We start from the raw sequence: 20,823 nt of genomic DNA, 5'->3' as shown, positions 1-20,823 counted from the left end.
ACAATTCGATTTCATCTTGCGAGATGGGCCGGAAACCCGCACCAGCATTGAGTTTGGAATAAAAACAACACTCAAAATCCGGCCCGGCGGGCGTTGTTTTCTGGCTCGCTTGCGGCTTACCGAAGCATCCCCGCCGCCGCGGTCTGATGCGTGGCTTCGTCGATCAAAATAAAGGCCCCCGTTGCAGGCACATCGGCATAGCGATCGACCGCCAACGCTTCGCGCGTGGTGAACGTGACGCGGCCGATGTCGTTCATGCGCAGCGTGCCTTCGGTGTTCTCCACTTCCTGCAATTCATGAATGTCGCGATGCGAGAGCACCGCGCGAATCTTCGCCGACGTCAACCGCGTGCCGTGCTTGAGCAGATACTTGCGCGCCGGATTGAGTGGCTGCGTGTCGAGCCAGCACAGCTCGGCTTCGAACTCGCGCGCGACCTGCGCCTGCGCCGACGCATGCACGATCACGTCGCCGCGCGACACGTCGACATCGCGGTCGAGCACCAGCGTCACCGAATCGCCCGCCACGGCTTCATCCAGCAAGCGATCGAACACGCGCACCTCGCGTACGCGCGCCGTCACGCCCGACGGCTGCACCGTGATCTCGTCGCCGGGGCGCAGCACGCCGCTGGCGATGCGGCCGGCGTAGCCGCGGAAATCGTCCTTGCGGTCGCCGTCGTGACGCGCCACCCACTGCACCGGGAAGCGCAGCGGACCCGCGCGGCCATCGCCGGACAGGTCCAGCGATTCCAGCAACGTCAGCAGCGGCTGTCCCGTGTACCAGGGCGTCTTGTCCGACAGCGTCACCACGTTGTCACCATTCAGCGCCGACAGCGGCAGCGCGTCGAAATGCTCGATACCCAGCTTGCGCGCCAGATCGGCGTAGGCGTCGCGGATGCGTTCGAACACGGCCGGGTCCCAGTCGACCAGGTCCATCTTGTTGACCGCCACCACGATGTGACGGATGCCCAGCAACCTGGCGATAGTGCTGTGCCGCTTGGTCTGCGGCAGCAGCTTGCCGTCGGCGGCGCGGGTGGCGTCGATCAGGATCACGGCCACGTCCGCCGTGGACGCGCCGGTCACCATGTTGCGGGTGTACTGCTCGTGGCCGGGCGCGTCGGCGATGATGAATTTGCGCGCCGGCGTGGAGAAGTAGCGATAGGCCACGTCGATCGTGATGCCCTGCTCGCGCTCGGCTTCCAGGCCATCGGTCAGCAGCGAGAAGTCGATGCCGCCTTCGGCCACGCGCTTGTACTTGGCGCGCGAGATCGCGTCCAGCTGGTCGGCGAATACGCCCTTGCTGTCATACAGCAGACGGCCGATCAGCGTCGACTTGCCGTCGTCCACCGAACCGGCGGTGATCAGGCGCAGCACGCCCGTGCCGGCGCCCGAAAGAAAAGAATCGTTAACTGCGTTCATGCGTGTCCCCTGTGGCCGGCTTGGCGCCGGCCGCTCGTGCAATCAGAAATAGCCTTCTTTCTTGCGGCGCTCCATCGAGGCCTCGGAAGTCTGGTCGTCCATGCGCGTGGCGCCGCGCTCGGTGATGTCCGTCACCGCCGTCTCAGCGATGATGGCGGCGGTGTCGGCGGCATCCGAGGCCACCGGGCAGGTGCAGGAAATATCGCCTACCGTGCGGAAACGCACCGGCAAGCGCTCGACCTTTTCGCCGTCCTGCGGCGGGGTCAGGCGCGTCACCGGCACCAGCAGCCCCTTGCGCCGGATCACCTCGCGCTCGTGGCTGAAATAGATCGGCGGCAGTGCCAGCTGCTCGCGCTGGATGTACTGCCAGACGTCCAGTTCGGTCCAGTTCGAGATCGGGAACACGCGCATGTTCTCGCCGCGATGCACCCGGGTATTGAACAGGCTCCACAGCTCGGGACGCTGGGCCTTGGGGTCCCATTGCCCGAACTCGTCGCGGAACGAGAAGATGCGTTCCTTGGCGCGCGCCTTCTCTTCGTCGCGGCGCGCGCCGCCGATGCAGGCGTCGAAGCCGAATTCCTCGATCGCCTCCAGCAGCGTCACGGCCTGGGCGGCGTTGCGCGAATCGGTTTCGCGGCGCAGCACCACGCTGCCGCGCTTGATCGAATCTTCCACGCTGCGCACGATCAGGGTCTCTCCCAGCTCGGCGGCACGGGCGTCGCGAAAGGCGATAACCTCGTCGAAGTTGTGGCCGGTATCGATATGCATCAACGGGAACGGAAAGCGCCCCGGACGAAAGGCTTTCTCGGCCAGGCGCAGCAGCACCACCGAGTCCTTGCCGCCCGAGAACAGCAGCACGGGCTTTTCGCTTTCCGCGGCCACCTCGCGCATGATGAATATGGCTTCCGATTCCAGCCAGTCCAGATGGCTGCGTTGGATCACTGCGGACATAGGTATTCCCCTAAAACAGAATTCTGACGAGCGGTGGGCGTTATGAACGTTGCGGCACGACGCTGATGACCCGGTTGCCGGCGTGCAGGCCGCATTCCTTGGAATCCGACGATTCCCACCACCACCGCCCCGCCCTCAGGTCTTCGCCCGGACGGATCGCGCGGGTACAGGGTTCGCAGCCGATGGACGGATAGCCCTGGTCGTGCAGCGGGTTGTACGGGATGCCTAGCGCGCGGATGAGGTTCCAGACATCCGCCTCGCTCCAGTCCGCCAGCGGATTGAACTTGTAAAGTCCGAACGTCTTGTCGTCTTCTTCCAGATGCAGCTCGCCGCGCGTGGCCGACTGCGCGCGCCGCTGGCCGGTGATCCAGGCGCTTCGCCCGGCCAGCGCGCGCTTGAGCGGCTCGACCTTGCGGATCTGGCAACAGGCCTTGCGCAGCTCCACGCTTTCGTAGAAGGCATAGGCTCCATGTTCGGCCACGTGCTGCTCGACGGCGGCGGCCACCGGGCGGTACACCGTGACGTCGCGCCCGTAACGTTCGCGCACCGCATCCAGCACGCCCAAGGTCTCGGCATGCAGCCGGCCCGTATCCAGCGTGAAGACCTCCAGGTCCAGCGCCGATCCGTAGATGGCATGCGTCAACACCATGTCCTCGGCCGCCAGGGACGAGGCCAGTGCGGCATCGGGATAGCGCCGGCGGATGTCGGCCAGGCGCGCGACCAGTTCGGCCCAGCGTGCCGCCAAGGCAGGATCGGATTCCAGGCCGGGCGCCACACCCGCCGGCAATTCAGCAGTAACCGTCATGATTGCACCGCGAAAATGCGTGCCCGCCGCGGGCGGGCCAGCAAGGTTTCACCATCCTTCAGGCCCAATTCCCGGTACAGGTGCTCGGGCACCTCGGCCTCGATGATGGCGTCGGAATCCTGGCGCGTCAGTTCCAGGTAGGCGCTGGGTCCGGCCAGATAGGCATGGGCCAGCCGCACGGGAATGCCGGCGCCGCCGGCCTGGTAGCGTTCGATGTCCAGTTCGTGCGGCCGCACGTAGGCGGTGGCGCGCTGGCTCTCGGCCTGTGCCAGCTCCGGCGCCGGCAGCGACAGGCCCGCGCCCTCCCACACGCCGCGGCTGGCCACGCCCTGGAGCTGGTTCACGTCACCCAGGAAGCCGTAGACGAACGGGGTGGCCGGCTCTTCCCAGACTTCGCGCGGCGTGCCCACCTGCTCGATCTTGCCGGCGTTCATCAGCACCACCCGGTCGGCCACCTCCAGTGCCTCTTCCTGATCGTGCGTGACGAAGACACTGGCCACGTTCAGTTCATCGTGCAGCCGGCGCAGCCAGCGCCGCAGTTCCTTGCGCACCTTGGCATCCAGGGCGCCGAAGGGCTCGTCCAGCAGCAGCACGCGGGGTTCGACCGCCAGCGCGCGCGCCAGCGCGATGCGCTGGCGCTGACCGCCCGACAGTTGCGCCGGATAGCGATCCGCCAGCCAATCCAGCTGCACCAGGCTAAGCAGGTCATGCACCTTGCGCTGGATCTGGTCTTCCGACGGCCGCTGCGACCGGTGCTTGACCCGCAGCCCGAACGCCACGTTTTCGAACACGGTCATGTGCTTGAACAGCGCGTAGTGCTGGAATACGAACCCCACCTGGCGCTGGCGCACGTCCACCGCGGTGGCGTCCTCGCCGGCGAACAGCACGCTGCCGCTATCAGCCGACTCCAGCCCGGCGATGATGCGCAGCAGCGTGGTCTTGCCACAGCCCGAAGGCCCCAGCAACGCCACCAACTCGCCCGTCTCGATGTGCAGGGATACGTCGTTCAGTGCGCGGAACTGGCCGAAACGCTTGGATAGATTGCGAACTTCGATGCTCATGCTTGTCTCCGTCTGGCCGGCCGCGTCAGGCGGCGGCCGGCTTGATGGCCACGGCGGGCCCGGGGTATTCGACCGGCAGTTCCGCCGCCCGCAGATAGCGCGCATTGCGCCACTCGACGATGTTCTTGGCCACCAACGTCACCAGCGCCAGCAGCGCCAATAGCGAGGCCACCGCGAAGGCCGCCGAGTACTGGTATTCGTTGTAGAGAATTTCCACGTGCAGCGTCATGGTGTTGGTCAGGCCGCGAATCTGGCCGGACACGACCGAGACCGCGCCGAACTCGCCCATGGCGCGCGCATTGCAGAGGATGGCGCCATACAGCAGGCCCCACTTGATATTGGGCAGCGTCACCCGCCAGAAGATCTGCCAGCCGCTGGCGCCCAGCGTCAGCGCGGCCTGCTCTTCTTCGCTGCCTTGCGCCTGCATCAGCGGGATCAGCTCGCGCGCCACGAACGGAAAGGTCACGAACAGCGTGGCCAGGATGATGCCGGGTACCGCATAGACAATCTTCCAGTCGTGGTCCTGCAGCCAGCCGCCAAACCAACCCTGGGTACCGAACAGCAGCACGAACACCAGCCCGGCTACCACCGGCGACACCGAGAATGGCAGGTCGATCAGGGTGATCAGGAACTGCTTGCCGCGGAACTGGAACTTAGTGATGGCCCAGGCGGCGGCCACGCCGAACACCAGGTTCACCGGCAGTGCGATCGCCGCCACCAGCAAGGTCAGCCGGATAGCCGACAGCGCATCGGGCTCGACGATGGCATCCAGATACAGTTGCCAGCCCTTGCGCAAGGCCTCGACGAACACCGCGGCCAGGGGCACCAGCAGGAACAGCGCCAGAAACCCCAGCGCCAGGAACAGCAGCACGCCGCGCACCCAGCGCGGCTCGGTCAGGTGGGCGGGACGGTCAGCAACGCTCATGCCAGTCTCCCCAGGCCGCGGCGAGCCTGCCAGCCCTGCAGCAGATTGATGACCAGAAGCAGCCCGAAGGACAGCACCAGCATCACGGTCGCGATAGCCGCGGCGCCGGCATAGTCGAACTGCTCCAGCTTGGAAATGATCAGGAGCGGGGTGATTTCGGACACCATGGGCATGTTGCCCGCGATGAACACCACCGACCCGTACTCGCCTACCGCCCGGGCGAAGGCCAGCGCGAAGCCGGTCATCAGCGCGGGCAGGATGGTGGGCAACAACACCCGGCGGATGGTCTGCCAGCGGTCCGCGCCGAGGCTGGCGGCGGCCTCCTCGATCTCGCGCTCCACGTCTTCCAGCACGGGCTGCACGGTCCGCACCACGAACGGCACGCCAATGAAGATCAGCGCGATGACGATGCCCAGCGGCGTGAACGCCACCTTCAGGCCGAACCACTCGGCCAGCGGCCCGCCCAGCCAGCCCTTTTCGGAGTACAACGCCGTCAGCGCGATGCCGGCCACCGCGGTAGGCAGCGCGAACGGCAGGTCAACCAGGGCGTCCAGGATCTTCTTGCCCGGAAACCGGTAACGCACCAGCACCCAGGCCACGATGGTGCCGAACACCAGGTTCACCAGCGCCGCCAGCAGCGACGCGCCGAAGGTCAGCTGATACGACGCCATCACGCGTGGCGCCGTCACCGCGTCCCAGAAACCCTGCCAACCGAGCGCGGCGCTCTTGATCGGCAAGGCCGCCAGGGGGATCAGCACGAGCACGCTCAGGTACAGCACCGCGTAGCCCATGGAAATGCCGAAACCGGGCAGCACGCCCGGGCTATTGCGCCGAACGGCAAAAGGCGCTTGCGCGCCCTTTGCCTTTGGCATCGAGGCTGAAGTCATGGCCGTCGTCCGCTGGTTTTCCGCTTACTTCTTCTGCGGCTGGTAGATCTGGTCAAACGTGCCGCCGTCGCTGAAGTGGTCCTTCTGCGCCTTACGCCAGCCACCGAAGATCTTGTCGTCGATGGTCACCAGCTTGACCTTGGGGAACTTGCTTTCGTATTTGGCGGCCACGGTCTTGTCGATCGGCCGGTAGTAGTTCTTGGCAATGATTTCCTGGGCGGCGGGGGTATACAGGAACTCGAGATAGGCCTGGGCCGCGGCGCGAGTGCCCTTCTTGTCGACGACCTTGTCGACGATGGCCACGGGCGGTTCGGCCAGGATGGACAGCGACGGCACCACGATGTCGAACTTGTCCGGACCCAACTCTTCCAGCGCCAGGAAAGCCTCGTTCTCCCAGGCCAGCAGCACATCGCCCACGCCGCGTTCGACGAAGGTGGTGGTGGCGCCGCGGGCGCCGGTATCCAGCACCGGCACATGCTTGAGCAGCTCGCCGACATAGGCGCGCGCCTTGTCTTCGCTGCCGCCATTCTTTTCCAGGGCGTAGGCCCAGGCCGCCAGGTAGTTCCAGCGCGCGCCGCCCGAGGTCTTCGGGTTGGGCGTGATCACCTGCACGCCGTCCTTGATCAGGTCGTCCCAGTCCTTGATCTGCTTGGGGTTGCCCTTGCGCACCAGGAACACGATGGTCGAGGTGTACGGCGAGCTGTTCTGCGGCAGACGCGTCTGCCAGTTCTCGGGCAGCAGGCCGCGGTCGGCGATGGCGTCGATGTCATAGGCCAGCGCCAGCGTCACGACGTCGGCTTCCAGCCCGTCGATGACCGAACGCGCCTGGCGGCCCGAGCCGCCGTGCGACTGGCGGATGGTCAAGTCGACATTGGCCTTTTCCTTGTATTGCTTGATGAAGGCGTCATCGATGGCGCGATACAGCTCGCGCGTCGGATCGTAGGACACGTTCAACAACGTCTGCTTCTGCTGCGCCTGGGCCGGCGCAATCGCGGCGAAGGACATCGTCACTGCGGCCAAGGCGGCCAACCAACCCGCTTTCCTGAAAGACATTCCGTGCTCCCTTCCCGTGTTTGGCAATGTGCAGGCAAGTTTGCCGTCGGCATGTTCTGAACGGAACGAATCATTCTTTGATTGCTCATCGCTTCCAGGCATATAGCGCACAAACAGGCAGCGGTGCGAAGACGTAAAAAAGCCGCGCTTTCCCAGGGAAAGCGCGGCTTTGCGGGCAACGCCCGGCGAGAATCGGGCAAGACGGCGCGGGCCGCCTTGCGCACGAATTCCTTATTTACTTATTCGGCTGGGGCGTAATGCGCAGATACGGACGCACTGCCTTGTAGCCCTTCGGGAATTTCTGCTTGATCACGGCTTCGTCCTGCAGGGACGGAACGATGATCACGTCGTCACCGTCTTCCCAGTTGACCGGCGTGGCCACGCTGTGGCTGTCGGTCAGCTGCAGCGAATCGATGACGCGCAGGATCTCGTTGAAATTGCGGCCAGTGCTGGCCGGATACGTGATGGTCAGGCGGACCTTCTTGTTCGGATCGATGATGAAGACCGAACGCACCGTCAGGGTGGCGTTGGCGTTCGGATGGATCATGTCGTACAGCTCGGACACCTTGCGGTCCTTGTCGGCCAGGATCGGGAAATTGACCTTGGTGGACTGCGTGTCGTTGATGTCCTCGATCCACTTGCTGTGCGAATCGGCGCCGTCCACGGACAGGGCCAGCACCTTCACATTGCGCTTGGCGAATTCATCGGCCAGCTTGGCGGTGTAGCCCAGCTCGGTCGTGCAAACGGGCGTGAAATCCGCCGGATGCGAAAAAAGGACACCCCAGCTATTGCCCAGATACTCATGAAAGCGGATCGGGCCGGCCGAGGATTCCTGTTCGAAATCAGGGGCGATGTCGCCCAGGCGTAGATGACTCATGGTGTCTCCTGTGTGCATTCAGGGTTACGGAGCCGGCGGGCCTCCTGGCCCGGCGGCTCGCCGGGAAATCGTTCCGGCGGCGGCGCGCGCCGCCCCCAGCGAGGGCCGCCCAGGCAAGGGCAGCCTCTTGAAACGATTCTTCCATCAAACCTGTTGCAGGGGAAATACGCAAGCCATATAACCTTATGCAATATTCGCGTCAGCCCCGCAGGCGTCCGCCACCACACCCGCCCGCACCGCGGCCGACAGCGCCAGGGCGCGCGGCAGGATGTGCGCCGCATAGAACAATCCGGTCGCCATTTTCTCGCGATGGAACGGATCGGTGGAACCGCCCGCCAGACGCTTGCGGCAGGCCAGCACCGCGCGCGCCATCTGCCAGCCGCCGTGCACCACGCCGGCCAGCATCAGGTACGGCACGCTGCTGGAATAGACCGCACGGATGTTCGCCGCCGACTGCGCCAGGATGAATTCCACCCCGGCCTCGTAGGCCTGGATCGCACTGTCCAGGTTGTCGCGCAAGAGGCGCAGGCCGTCGCGCTCGAGCGCCGAGGCGCGCGAGGATTCGGCTTCCACCGCGCGCAGCGTTTCGCGCATGGCCGCAATGGCGGCGAACGCGGTGGCGCCCGCGTCGCGTTGCGTCTTGCGGCTGACCAGGTCGTTGGCCTGGATCGCGGTGGTGCCTTCGTAAATGGGCAGGATGCGGGCATCCCGGTAATACTGCGCCGCCCCGGTTTCTTCGATGTAACCCATGCCGCCGTGCACCTGGATGCCCAGGGAGGCCACCTCCACCGCCGATTCGGTCGAAAAGCCCTTCACGATGGGCACCATGTATTCGTAGAACGCGCGGTTGCGCGAGCGCTGCTCGGGGTCAGGATGATGCGTACCCTTGTCGTGCGCCGCCGCGGTGACGTAGGACACCGCCCGCGCCGCCTCGGTCAGCGCCTTCATGGTCAGCAGCATGCGCTGAACGTCCGGGTGCCGTGCGATCGCGACCGGCCCGGCCGAACCTTCCACGGCACGGCCTTGCACCCGATCGCGCGCGTACGCCAGCGCGTGCTGGTAGGCGCGCTCGGATACCCCGATGCCCTGCTGCCCCACCGAAAAGCGGGCGGCGTTCATCATGATGAACATGTATTCCAGCCCGCGGTTCAACTCGCCGACCAGGTAACCCACTGCGCCCTCGCCGGCATCGCCCTTGCCCGTGCCGTACAGCAGCACCGCCGTGGGGCTGCCGTGGATGCCCAGCTTGTGCTCCAGCGACGCGCACCAGACGTCGTTGCGAGGCCCCAGGTTGCCGCCCGCGTCCACCAGGAACTTGGGCACGATGAACAGCGAAATGCCCTTCACTCCGGGCGGCGCATCCGGCGTGCGCGCCAGCACCAGGTGGATGATGTTCTCGGCCAGGTCGTGCTCGCCGTAGGTAATGAAGATCTTCTGCCCCGATAGACGGTAGGTGCCGTCTTCCTGGCGCACGGCGCGCGTGGCCACCTGCGCCAGGTCCGAGCCCGCCTGCGGCTCGGTCAGGTTCATGGTGCCCGTCCACTTGCCGCCGATCAAATTGGGGACGAATTTCTTGCGCTGCTCGTCGGACCCCACCGTCAGGATGGCCTCGATCACACCGTCTGTCAGCATGGGACACAGCGAAAACGCCAGGCTGGCCGCCTGGATGTTCTCGCCCGGCGCGGCCGCGACCAGCTTGGGCAGGCCCTGTCCGCCCCAGGCCTGCGGATGCTGCAACCCTTGCCAGCCGCCAGCCGCGTATTCCTTGAACCCCTGCGCATAACCCGGCGTCGCCGTCACGTGGCCATCGTTCCAGACAGGAGGCTTGGTATCGCCCGGCACATTCAGCGGCGCGATCGCCTGTTCGACGAACCTGCCGTTTTCTTCCAGGATGGCGTCCACCAGGTCGGGCGTCACTTCTTCAAAACCGGGCAGCCTCAGGACGTCGTCCAGGCCGGCCAGCTCTTTGAGCGCAAAGCGGAAATCCTGCAGCGGGGTAAGGTAGGGCATCGTGTCTCCATGAGCCTGCGCTCCGTGACGGCGGGCGCGGCGGTGTGCGGGGGCGCCGCCTCATGTGACACGCGTGGCGCGGGTCGATTGGCGGTCTCGGTAGTTTCCCTAGCCAATGTTAAACCCTTGCTCCGCATCGCGGGCAAACGGCGCGATGGTGCCGCGCCGGACCGCGTTCAGCTCAGGTGATACGCCAGCGATACGATGATCGGCCCCAGCACCGGCAGCAGCACGTTGGCGATGGCGTACGTCACGGTGTAGCCCAGCAGCGGCACCGCGCTACCGCTGGCGCCCAGGATCGCGCTGATGGCGGGCGTGCTGACATGCTGGCCGGCGATGGCGCCCACCAGCAGCGGCCCTTCTATCTTGAGCAGCTTGTGGCCCACCCACAGCGACAGGCAGGCCGGCCCCAGCGACACCAGCAGGCCGATGACGGGCAGCACCGCGCCATGCTCGCGGATCAGCTTGACGGCTTCCGGCCCGGCCGACAGGCCCACGCAAGCCACGAATACTGCCAAGCCCAGATCCTTGAGCAATTGCACCGCATGATCGGGCATATGCCCCAGCGCGGGCCGCTTGGCGTTGATCCAGCCGCAGACCAGGCCGCTGACCAGGGCGCCGCCGCCGCTGCCCAGCGAAATCGGGATCCCCCAGACGCGGGCGCTCAGGCTGCCCACCAGCAAACCGGCCAGGATGCCGAAGGCCAGGAATACCAGGTCGGTCACACCGCTGCGCCGCAGTTCATTGCCCAGCCTGGCCCCGGCCACCGACAGTTCGGGCTCGGCGCCCACCAGCGTCACCAGATCGCCATACTGCACCACCGTGGACGGCGTGACCGGCAGCATATGGCCGGACCGCTGGATCGACTGCAGAAACACCCCCCGCGCCCGCTTGGCACCGGGACGCTGGGCCAGCTCGCCCACCGTATGACCATTGACTGCCTTCTTGTTGACGATGACCGCCAGTTCGCTCAATTGCAGATCGTCGGCATGCGCCTCGGGCAACTGGATCTCCGGCCCGATCACCGAACCGGCCCGCAGCGCGAACCGGCGCAGGCCCAGCACCACCACAATGTCGCCGGTCGCCAGCGTGTCCTCGGGCGCCGCATCGACCGCCTCGCCGTTGCGCAGGATGCGGCTGATCGCCGTGCGTCCGCCCAGCGCCGCCTCGACCTCGGCCACGGTCTTGCCATCCGCGTCCTTGACCACATGCGACCTTCCCACCAGGCGCGGCAGCGTCGGCAGGTTGCTGTCCTCGCCCTCGCCCGCGGCCACGCCCAGCTTTTCTTCCAGCGCCTTGGAGGCCTGGCGCAGGTTGATGCGCAACAAGGCCGGCGCCACCTGGCTGGTGAAAAAGACGATGCTGATGAGGCCCACCAGATACGTCAGCGTATAGGCCGTGGCAATGTTGGCCTCCATGCGCTGCACATCCGCGTCGGAGAGCCCCAGATGCTTGAGCGCTTCGGCGGCGGTACCCACCACCGCCGACTCGGTCGCCGCGCCCGCCGCCAGACCGGCCGCGGTGCCCGCGTCCAGCCCGAACAGCGGCACCGCCGCGAGCACGATGGTCAGCACCAGCAGCGCCTCGATCACCGGCAGCAGGATATAGCGCAGGCTGGACCGGTTCAGGTTGGCGAAGAACTGCGGCCCGCCTGAATAGCCCATGGCGAAGATGAACAGGGCGAAGGCGACCTCCTTGAGGTCGCCGCGCATCTGGCAGCCCGTCTGGCCGATCAACAGGGCGACGATGAGCGTGCCGCACACGCCGCCCAGCTGGATCGGCCCGACTTTGAGCTTGCCGATCAGGTATCCCAACCCCACCGTCAAGAAAAGCACCGCGATGGGAACGCTATTGAAAAACCCGACTGAGCACGTCATAAGGTCATGTCGCCTTGTTGGTTGCCGCTATTGTGCCTGCGTCTTTCACTGGCCTGGGCCGCCCGCAACGGCTGGCCGTGGCGGCCCAAGGCCGCCACGTTGCCGCCGCGCTACCTGCCCGCGCTGGCCTTCTTGGCGGAACGTTCCGCCTTGGCCGCCTGCTTGACCGCTTTTTTCACGGCCTTCTTGGCGGCGCCCTTGTCGCCGGCCTTGCGCTTGGCGGCCGATGCCTTCACCGTCTGCCCCTTGCCCGCGGTCGGACCCGAACGCACCAGCTGGCCGGCCTTCCAGGCTTCGACATACTCGGTGGCGGCATCGACCATGTGCTTGCCGATCTTCGAATAGTCGCCGTCATCCAGGTTGGCCAATGAAATGCGGATCGACCACGGCGGTCCGCCGAAGCCGCCGCCGTCCATCAGCACCACGCCGGACTTCTCGGCCAGGCGGAACAGGAAGTCCACCGGCTCGTAGTTCGACGTCATGTACTTGCAGAAGGCATCGCCATAGGTGTTCTTGGCCCACACCATGAAATCCAGCTCGACGTAATACCAGCCGCGCATCGGGTCTTCCGGTGGCAGCGGCGCACCCAGCCCGCGCCACAGCGCATCGCGGCGCGCCCGCACGATCTGCATGGTCAGGTGCTTGTACGCATCCTTCAGGTCCAGCAGGTGCGACAGCGCGAAAAAGCCCATCTGGACCTGCTGCGGCAGCGACAGGCCAGCCGTGTGGTTCAGCGCCACGTTGCGGCTGTCGGCCACCAGCCGATCGATGAACTTGAGCTTTTCGGGCTCCATGGTCATGGCGCCGTAGCGTTTGTTCAGGCGCTTCTTCCACGCCGCCGGCAACTCGGCGATACGGCGGTCCATGGTGTTCTTTTCATGGGTCGCGATCACGCCCAGGCGCCAGCCGGTGCAACCGAAGTTCTTCGAGAACGAATACACGCAGATGGTGTTGTGGGGCACCTCGGCCATCAGCGAGCGGAAGTTGGGCACGAAGGTGCCGTACACGTCGTCCGTCACCAGCACCAGATCCGGATTCTTGCGGATCAGGCCCACGATCTGCTTCATCTCGACCGGGCTGAAGGCGACCGACGGCGGGTTGCTGGGGTTCACCGTCACCGCCAGCTTGATCTTCGGATTCTCCAGCTTGGCGATCTCGGACGCCGGATAGTGCCAGTCGTGGGTGCCGTCGGCGCGCACGCTGCTGGCGTTGATCGCAACGATCTTGAACTGGAACCGCTCCAGGTGCGCGATTTCGATATAGGGCGTAAACGTGGGCAGGAACAGCGCGATGGTGTCGCCCTGCTTGAGCAGGCCGTTCTGCATCAGGGAATCGAAGATGTAGCACATGGCCGCCGTGCCGCCTTCGACCGGGAACAGGTCGAACTTGCCCTTGGGCGGCTGGCCATCGCACATTTCCTTGATCAGGTAATCATGCACCACCTGTTCCAGGTGCACCAGCGCGCGCGGCGGCACCGGGTAGTTGTCGCCGATGATGCTGTCGGTCAGTTCATGGATCCATTCGTCGGGCACGAAGCTCTTGATCTTGACGCCGTATTCCAGCACGCCGGCCAGGAAGTCCGCGCCCGCGGCGCCCTTGTTCTTGGACAGGAATTTGCGCAGCCGGTCGGCGCAGCCCTTCTTGGGCGGCATGCCGGCCAGGATGCCGTCGTCGCGCACGCGGCGCGCTTCCTTCATGGCGAACTGACCCAGCAGGAAAAATGCGTCGCGCGGCTCGGTGGCGATCCAGTTGGGATTGCCCCGGCCGGCATTCAACATGGTCAGTGCGGCGGTCTGCTGGCTGTCCTTGGCCAGCGTAATCAGGTAATCCTTCAGTTCGAACGGCGACAGTTGCTCCAGGTCGCGCTGGCGGGAACGGGTGGTTTTCAGGGCCGAGGCCAGGCTGACGGTAAGAGGCGCGGTAGAAGCCATTATTCAGTACTCCTGGTTTGCTATTGACAGACGCTTGCCGGGGGCGATGCCCCCGTATCCGCTGGCCCGTCCACCTGGCGGCGGACGGGAAATCCCGCTAGGTCATGAGCATGACGATGACAATGCCCCAGATGATGAGCAGGGTATTGCCGATGGCGTAGGGTACGGTGTAGCCCAGGGCGGGCACCTGGCTCTTCGCGGTTTCGGTGATCTGGCCGATGGCCGCCGTGGTGGTGCGGGCGCCGGCGCAGACCCCCAGCACGATGGCGGGGTGGAACTTGAACACGTAGCGGGCGATGTACACCCCCAGGATCATCGGCACGCTGGTAGCGATGATGCCGGCGATGAACAGCTTGGCGCCCAGTTGCTGGAAGCCCTGCACGAAACCTGGCCCTGAGCTGATGCCGACCACCGCCACGAAGGCCGTCAGGCCGACCGAGGTCAGGAACCAGTGCACTGGCTCGGGGACTCGGCCAAAGGTCGGATGCACCGAACGCAGGTAGCCGAAGATCAGGCCGGAAATCAGCGATCCGCCCGACGTCGACAAGGTGATGGGAATGCCGCTTACCGTCAGCACCAGCGTGCCGAACAGACCGCCCAGCAAGATGCCGAAGCCCACGAACACCATGTCGGTCTGCTCCGTGGCGCGGTCCACGTAGCCCACCTTGCTGACCACCCGCTCCACGTCGCGCTTGGCGCCCAGGATGAACAGGCGGTCGCCACGGTCCAGCTTCAGGCCCCAGTTGACCGGCATTTCGTGGCCGCCGCGCACCACTTTGCGCAGGAACACGCCGCGGCCCAACTGGCGCACCGACTCCATCTCGGAGATTTCCTTGACCGTCTTGCCGGCCAGGTTCTTGTTGGTCAGCACGACCTCGATGATTTCGGCGGGCAGGTTGAGCAGGTCGCGGTCTTCGACCTCGGCGCCGATGATGCCGGCCGCCTGCAACACCAGCGCGTCATGCCGGCCCGTCACGCCCAGCACGTCGCCCGCCTGCAGCACCGTGGTGGAGTCGTTGTCGATGATCTGGTCACCGCGACGGATCCGTTCGACGAATACCCGCGCCTCGACAAAGCGCGCCTCCAGATCGGCGACGGTCTTGCCGGCGAACTCCGAATGATCCAGCTTGTAGGCGCGCGCGGTGAACTTGCGGTAGCCGGACAGCTCCATCGAATCGGAGGCGCCGGACATCTTGGCCTCGTACTCCTTGCACTCCTTGACAATATCGACCCGCATCAGCTTGGGGCCCAGCGACGCCAGCAGCCAGGCGCTGCCCACCGTGCCGAAGATATAGCAGACCGCATAAGCCACCGGAATGCTGTCGATCCATTTCTTCTTGGTCGCCGCGTCGATTCCCAAGCCGTTGATGGTATCGGTGGCCACCCCCATGACCGCGGAAATGGTTTGCGCGCCGGCCAGCAGACCCGCGCCCGTGCCGGCATCGAAACCGAAGCCCACGGCGGTGGCCCAGGTAACCAACAGGCAGATGACGCAGATGATGACGGCGAAAATGACCTGCGGCAGGCCATCGCTTTTCATGCCGCGAAAGAATTGCGGCCCGACGCCATAACCCAGGCCGAACAGGAACAATAGGAAAAAGACTTGCTTGACGATGGGGGCGATGGTGATGTCGAGCTGGCCAACCAGTACACCGACCAGCAAGGTGCCGGTCACTGCCCCCAGATTAAATCCGAATATCTTCTTGGCGCCTATCCAATACCCCAGACCGAGGGTAAGGAATATCGCAAGCTCTGGATATTTTCGCAGAGTGTCAAAGAACCATTCCATCCCGAATCTCCTTCGTTATGTATAGGCCAAGCACTTGCGCGAATCTAGCTGCGCGCGGAACACATTATCAGAATCTTTCTAAAGATCAAAAGATTTGCCGAATAAATATCAAATGGTTGCGTTTGTCAGCCGAGCATGGAAAAGCCCGCGGACATAATGTCCGCGGGCTTTGGATACGGCAAAAAAAAGGCGGTTTACAGGGCGCCGGTCAGCTCGGGAACGACCTGGAACAAATCACCCACCAGGCCATAATCGGCCACGCCGAAAATCGGCGCTTCGGGATCTTTGTTGATGGCGACGATGACCTTGGAATCCTTCATGCCCGCCAGATGCTGGATGGCGCCCGAGATGCCCACTGCCACGTACAGCTGCGGCGCAACAATCTTGCCGGTTTGGCCAACCTGCCAGTCGTTGGGCGCGTAGCCGGCATCCACGGCGGCGCGCGAGGCGCCCAGCGCGGCGCCGAGCTTGTCGGCCAGCGGATCCAGGATCTTGAAGTTCTCGGCGCTGCCCAGGCCACGGCCACCGGAAACGACGACGCGGGCGCCGGCCAGTTCCGGACGATCGCTCTTGGCGACTTCGCGGCCAACGAAGCTCGACAGGCCCGAATCGGCCACGGCGGCCACGTCTTCCACGGCAGCCGAACCACCCTGCGCGGCCACGGCGTCAAAGCCGGTGGTGCGCACAGTGATGACCTTGACCGGGTCGGCCGATTGCACGGTGGCGATGGCGTTGCCGGCGTAGATCGGGCGCTGGAAGGTGTCAGCGGATTCCACGCCGATGATGTCGGAGATCTGGGCCACGTCCAGCTTGGCGGCCACGCGCGGCGCGACGTTCTTGCCCGAGGCGGTGGCTGGGAACAGGATGTGGCTGTAGCCGGAGGCCACGGCCAGCACCTGGGCGGCGACGTTCTCGGCCAGGCCGTCGGCCAGCTGCGGCGCGTCGGCCAGCAACACCTTGGCCACGCCGGCCGCTTGCGCGGCCTGGTCGGCCACGGCGCGGGCATTAGCGCCGGCGACCAGCACGTGGACGTCGCCTCCGATCTTGGCGGCGGCGGCGACGGCGTTCAGGGTTGCGCCCTTGAGCTGGGCGTTATCGTGTTCGGCAATAACCAGCGTCGTCATCTCAGACCACCTTCGCTTCGTTCTTGAGTTTGTCCACCAGGGCCGCGACATCGGCCACCTTGATGCCGGCCTTGCGAGCGGGCGGCTCGCTGACCTTGAGCGTCTTCAGACGCGGCGCCGGGTCCACGCCCAGGTCTTGCGGCGTGACGGTGTCAAGCTGCTTTTTCTTGGCCTTCATGATGTTGGGCAGCGTGACGTAGCGCGGCTCGTTCAGGCGCAGGTCGGTGGTGATGATGGCGGGCAGCTTGAGCGTCAGGGTTTCCAGGCCACCGTCCACTTCGCGCGTCACCGTGACTTTGCCGTCGGCCAGCTCGACCTTGCTGGCGAACGTGGCTTGCGGCCAGTCCAGCAGGGCGGCCAGCATCTGGCCGGTCTGGTTGGCGTCGTCGTCGATGGCTTGCTTGCCCAGGATCACCAATTGCGGCTGCTCCTTATCGACCAGGGCCTTGAGCAGTTTGGCCACGGCCAGGGGCTGCAGTTCGGCATCGGTCTGGACCAGCACGCCGCGGTCGGCGCCGATTGCCATGGCGGTGCGCAGGGTTTCCTGGCATTGCGCAACGCCGCAAGAAACCGCCACGACTTCAGCCACGGCGCCCTTTTCCTTCAGGCGGGTCGCTTCTTCGACGGCGATTTCGTCAAAGGGGTTCATGGACATCTTCACATTGGCGATATCCACGCCAGTCTGATCAGACTTGACGCGCACCTTGACGTTGTAGTCAACGACGCGCTTGACAGGTACCAACACCTTCATCCCGCTGCCTCCAAATGGAAATTAATTACCCGGCGATGCGCCGGGATCGCATTGCACAATTTTTTCCTGATTCTACAGCTTCGCCAGCGCCCGTATATGCGCCACGACGCTGCGGCCCAGGGCGGACAGGTTGTAACCGCCCTCGAGCGTGCTGACGATCCGGCCCTGGCAGTGGCGTTCGGCCACGTCCACGAGCTGCTCGGTGATCCAGGCATAGTCGGCCTCCACCAGCCCCATTTGCCCCATATCGTCCTCGCGATGGGCATCGAAGCCGGCTGATATCAAGATGAGTTCAGGGCGGTGCGCCTCGAGCCGGGGCAGCCACGTATCGGTGACGATGGGGCGCACGGCGGCGCCCGTCGTGTAGGCCGCCACCGGCACGTTCAGCATGTTGGCTGCCGGATGCTCGGCCCCGCTGTTGGGAAAGAACGGATGCTGGAAGAAGCTGCACATCAGCACCCGGTCGTCGCCCGCGAAGACGTCCTCGGTGCCGTTGCCATGGTGCACGTCGAAGTCGACGATGGCGACTCGCGACAGCCCGTGAAAATCCAGGGCATGGCGGGCCGCGATGGCCACGTTGTTCAGAAAGCAGAACCCCATGGCCTGCGAGCGGCAGGCGTGATGCCCGGGGGGACGCACCGCGCAGAACGCCGTGCGGGCCTCGCCGCCCATCACCGCATCGACCGCCGCCACGCCCGCGCCGGCCGCATGCAACGCGGCTTCGTAGGTATGCGGATTCATGAGGGTGTCGGGATCTATCGGGTAATACCCGTGGTCCGGCGTATGTTCACGCAGACTGTCCAGGTACTGGACAGTGTGGACGCGCAGCAGGTCGTGGCGGGACGCCTGAGGCGCCTGCCGGTCATCCAGATAAGGCATCAGGCCGCTGGCGAGCAACTGGTCGGAAATGGCGTCCAGCCTCTGCGGGCTCTCCGGATGCCAACTGCCCATTTCATGCAAGCGGCATGCCGGGTGGGTAAGATACATGGTCTCCATAAGGAAGATTATGTTCATCTGTCGGCGATTACTGCAACTCGGCACCCTGTCGGCCCTCTTGGCCGGCTGCTCCACCACCGCTCCCACCGCCCAAAACACGTCCGCCGCCCAACCGCCGGCGGCCACAGGCACCGCCCCCATCCGCATCGGGCCCAGCGCGCCGACGCCCGGCCCCGAACAGGCGGATGACGGCCCGGCCACCCTGACGCCCAGTGGCGCCTTGCGGCCCGAGGTACGGACATTCGCGGAATCGCTGGCTGCCGAGCGCAATCTGCCGCTCAAGCCCATGGTCTCGGCGCTGGAAAGCTCGCGCTACAACGCCACGGTGGCGCGCCTGATCGCCCCTTCGCCCCCTGGCAAGAAAATCTGGCGCAGCTGGCTCACCTACCGCTCGCGCTTCGTCGAACCCAAGCGCATCGGCTGGGGGGTGGAGTTCTACAACGAGCACCGCGACCAGCTCAACCAGGCGGCGCAACGCTTTGGCGTGCCGGCCCCGATCATTGCGTCCATCATCGGCGTTGAAACGCTGTATGGCCGCAATATGGGCAATTTCCGGGTGCTGGACGCGCTGGCCACGCTGGCCTTCGACTATCCAGATCCCGCCAAGCCCGAACGCGCCACCATGTTCCGCAGCCAATTGGCGGATTTCCTGACGCTGGTGATGAACGGCAAGCTGGACCTCGAAACCCGCGGCTCGTACGCGGGCGCCATCGGCATGCCGCAGTTCATGCCCACCAGCATCAAGCACTACGCGGTGGATGGCGACGACAGCGGCCATATCGATCTGACCAACAACACCCGCGACGCGATCATGTCGGTCGGCAGCTTCCTGTCCCAGCACGGCTGGCAGCGCGGCCTGCCGGTGTTTGCGCCGGTGGCGTTGCCGGCGGATCCCACCGCCCTGGTCGACGGCGGCCTGGAGCCCAAGCAGACCTGGAACTCCCTGACCGCGGCCGGCGCCCGGCTGCAGCCGGGCGCCTCGAGCGCCGGCTGGAGCAGCCAGCCGATGGGCATCGTGGACCTGGTGGAAGAAGCCCGCGGCACCGCGCAGTACCGGGTCGGCACGCCCAACTTCTTCGCGCTGACCAAGTACAACCGCAGCTACTTCTATGCCACCGCGGTGGCCGACCTGGCCAGCGAGATCGAGGCGCGGGTCGCCCGTTGACGGCACCAGACGCAAAGACAAGCGGAGCGGCGGGAAAGTCCCGGCGCCCCGCTTGCCTGGCTGCTGTTCCGCACAGCTGACGGCCTGACACTACCGCATTGCCGCCCTGCCCGCGGCCATCACACGGTGGCCACCGGCGTGGCGGGCGAGCCCACCGCACCGGGCAGGTTCAGCGGCGGCGCGGTCAAGAGGAACCGGCTGCGGCCGTTGGCGGTCAGCCAGCGGGCCAGCCCGCCCAGGTACCACATCTCGCCGATCGGCATGCCCAGTTTGAAGATGCAATGATGATGCAGCGGCAGCGCCGCGCAGCACGCGTTGGGCTTTTGCGTGGGGTAGATCTCCAGCGCATGGTTGTCCGACGCCATGGCGGCCACTTTCGAATCAGTGATCCACTGCAGCAGCTTTTCGTCGCTGCCGTCCAGGCCTGCGCAGATCTCGTGCAGCGTGTGCGGGTCGGGCTCGCGGTTCTTTTCCAGCAACGCATCGCCGAACTCGGTATGGAACAGCACGATATCGCCCTGCTCGATCTCGATCCGGTCCGTTTCCAGGATGCGCATCAGGTCGTCGTAGCCCACCGCCTTCTGCTCGCGGCCATAGTGCCTGGCCAGGTCGACCATCACGCCACGGCTCTGCAGGCAGGATTCAGCCAGATGGGTGATGTCCAGCTTCTTGGCGTTGGACGCGCCGCCCAGGCCCAGATCGGTCTTGGCGAAACCGTTGTCCACGTCATAGTCCACCGGACCGATCACGTGTTCATTGGGCCGGTAGCCGTTGTAATAGACGCGCTCGGGCAGGCCATCGCCATTGGCATCGAACAGCGCGCCCACGTGCGCCAGCGAATCCCATTGCGTCGAATACTGCAGGCTCATCTCGACCACGTCGTCGCTCAGCACGTCGACGCAGCCCGGACGCAACCGCCCCAACGGGAAGTTCAGGTATTGGTCGCCATCCCTCTCGGTGGGCCGCAACTTGGGCGGCAGGCGCCGCACATTGACGCCATTGCCCCCGGGATAATCCAGGGGCAGCGACAAACAGAAGCTCAGTCCCTCGCGGACCTCCTGGATCGCCTTCATCACGTTCGCGGTAGTGATGTAATTCAGGCAACCTCGTTGGTCATCAGGGCCGAAGTCCCCCCAATTCGATCCCTCGGGACGATTCTTCCATCTCATGCGTCGCAACTCCTTGGCGATTAACTGCGAATTGACA

At 65.2% G+C, this 20,823-nt stretch carries 17 protein-coding genes; 1 reads left to right on the top strand and 16 read right to left on the bottom strand.

Annotated elements, in window-relative coordinates; translation table 11 throughout:
• Positions 1 to 116 precede the first annotated feature (116 nt).
• The 15 genes from A9974_RS09835 to A9974_RS09765 all read right to left on the bottom strand — a co-directional run bounded on the left by A9974_RS09835 (position 117) and on the right by A9974_RS09765 (position 18,452).
• On the bottom strand, positions 117 to 1,415 hold the full coding sequence (locus tag A9974_RS09835; RefSeq protein ID WP_183003910.1) for a sulfate adenylyltransferase subunit 1: 1,299 nt from the start codon (positions 1,413 to 1,415) through the stop codon (positions 117 to 119).
• A gap of 42 nt (positions 1,416 to 1,457) precedes the next feature.
• The gene (cysD, locus tag A9974_RS09830; RefSeq protein WP_183003909.1) at positions 1,458 to 2,366 is read right to left on the bottom strand and encodes a sulfate adenylyltransferase subunit CysD; all 909 of its coding nucleotides are present in this window, start codon (positions 2,364 to 2,366) and stop codon (positions 1,458 to 1,460) included.
• A 40-nt stretch (positions 2,367 to 2,406) separates the two neighbouring features.
• On the bottom strand, positions 2,407 to 3,171 hold the full coding sequence (locus A9974_RS09825) for a phosphoadenylyl-sulfate reductase (RefSeq protein ID WP_183003908.1): 765 nt from the start codon (positions 3,169 to 3,171) through the stop codon (positions 2,407 to 2,409).
• Positions 3,168 to 4,232, bottom strand: a complete 1,065-nt coding sequence (locus A9974_RS09820) for a sulfate/molybdate ABC transporter ATP-binding protein (protein WP_183003907.1) — start codon at positions 4,230 to 4,232, stop codon at positions 3,168 to 3,170. Before A9974_RS09820 ends, A9974_RS09825 begins: the two co-directional genes overlap by 4 nt.
• 25 nt (positions 4,233 to 4,257) lie before the next feature.
• Positions 4,258 to 5,157 (bottom strand): sulfate ABC transporter permease subunit CysW, encoded by a 900-nt coding sequence (gene cysW / locus A9974_RS09815; RefSeq protein ID WP_183003906.1) that lies wholly within the window; start codon positions 5,155 to 5,157, stop codon positions 4,258 to 4,260.
• Positions 5,154 to 6,044, bottom strand: coding sequence for a sulfate ABC transporter permease subunit CysT (cysT, locus tag A9974_RS09810; RefSeq protein WP_370539606.1), 891 nt, complete (start codon positions 6,042 to 6,044; stop codon positions 5,154 to 5,156). Before cysT ends, cysW begins: the two co-directional genes overlap by 4 nt.
• A gap of 24 nt (positions 6,045 to 6,068) precedes the next feature.
• Positions 6,069 to 7,049 carry a sulfate ABC transporter substrate-binding protein gene (locus tag A9974_RS09805; protein WP_255468119.1) on the bottom strand — a complete coding sequence of 327 codons (981 nt, stop codon included), beginning with the start codon at positions 7,047 to 7,049 and terminating at the stop codon, positions 6,069 to 6,071.
• A gap of 283 nt (positions 7,050 to 7,332) precedes the next feature.
• Positions 7,333 to 7,974: a peroxiredoxin gene (locus A9974_RS09800; protein ID WP_183003904.1), complete on the bottom strand. Its 642-nt coding sequence runs from the start codon at positions 7,972 to 7,974 to the stop codon at positions 7,333 to 7,335.
• Between the two features lie 183 nt (positions 7,975 to 8,157).
• Positions 8,158 to 9,984 carry an acyl-CoA dehydrogenase gene (locus A9974_RS09795; RefSeq protein ID WP_183003903.1) on the bottom strand — a complete coding sequence of 609 codons (1,827 nt, stop codon included), beginning with the start codon at positions 9,982 to 9,984 and terminating at the stop codon, positions 8,158 to 8,160.
• 176 nt (positions 9,985 to 10,160) lie between these two features.
• Complete coding sequence (gene aspT, locus A9974_RS09790; protein ID WP_183003902.1) at positions 10,161 to 11,861, bottom strand: aspartate-alanine antiporter; 1,701 nt, start codon at positions 11,859 to 11,861, stop codon at positions 10,161 to 10,163.
• A gap of 110 nt (positions 11,862 to 11,971) precedes the next feature.
• Entirely contained in the window at positions 11,972 to 13,792 is a 1,821-nt protein-coding gene (locus A9974_RS09785) for a bifunctional aspartate transaminase/aspartate 4-decarboxylase (protein WP_183003901.1), read from the bottom strand.
• Between the two features lie 97 nt (positions 13,793 to 13,889).
• Positions 13,890 to 15,581 carry an aspartate-alanine antiporter gene (aspT, locus tag A9974_RS09780; protein WP_183003900.1) on the bottom strand — a complete coding sequence of 564 codons (1,692 nt, stop codon included), beginning with the start codon at positions 15,579 to 15,581 and terminating at the stop codon, positions 13,890 to 13,892.
• 194 nt (positions 15,582 to 15,775) lie between these two features.
• Positions 15,776 to 16,705: an electron transfer flavoprotein subunit alpha/FixB family protein gene (locus A9974_RS09775; protein ID WP_024068180.1), complete on the bottom strand. Its 930-nt coding sequence runs from the start codon at positions 16,703 to 16,705 to the stop codon at positions 15,776 to 15,778.
• 1 nt (position 16,706) lies between these two features.
• A complete protein-coding gene (locus tag A9974_RS09770; RefSeq protein WP_183003899.1) occupies positions 16,707 to 17,456 on the bottom strand; it encodes an electron transfer flavoprotein subunit beta/FixA family protein in 750 nt (249 codons plus the stop codon).
• 72 nt (positions 17,457 to 17,528) lie between these two features.
• Positions 17,529 to 18,452 (bottom strand): histone deacetylase family protein, encoded by a 924-nt coding sequence (locus A9974_RS09765; RefSeq protein ID WP_183004137.1) that lies wholly within the window; start codon positions 18,450 to 18,452, stop codon positions 17,529 to 17,531.
• Positions 18,453 to 18,462: 10 nt separating this feature from the next.
• Between A9974_RS09765 and mltB the strand changes: the two genes are divergently transcribed.
• On the top strand, positions 18,463 to 19,617 hold the full coding sequence (gene mltB / locus A9974_RS09760) for a lytic murein transglycosylase B (RefSeq protein WP_183003898.1): 1,155 nt from the start codon (positions 18,463 to 18,465) through the stop codon (positions 19,615 to 19,617).
• Between the two features lie 119 nt (positions 19,618 to 19,736).
• On the opposite strand, the gene A9974_RS09755 is transcribed toward mltB, so the two are convergent.
• A complete protein-coding gene (locus tag A9974_RS09755; protein WP_183003897.1) occupies positions 19,737 to 20,786 on the bottom strand; it encodes a cyclase family protein in 1,050 nt (349 codons plus the stop codon).
• Positions 20,787 to 20,823: the final 37 nt, after the last annotated feature.

This window comes from Achromobacter sp. UMC71, assembly GCF_014170305.1.
Classification (GTDB): domain Bacteria; phylum Pseudomonadota; class Gammaproteobacteria; order Burkholderiales; family Burkholderiaceae_B; genus Achromobacter.
Note: the sequence above shows the minus strand (reverse complement) of the source record. Positions and strands in the feature narration are given on the sequence as shown.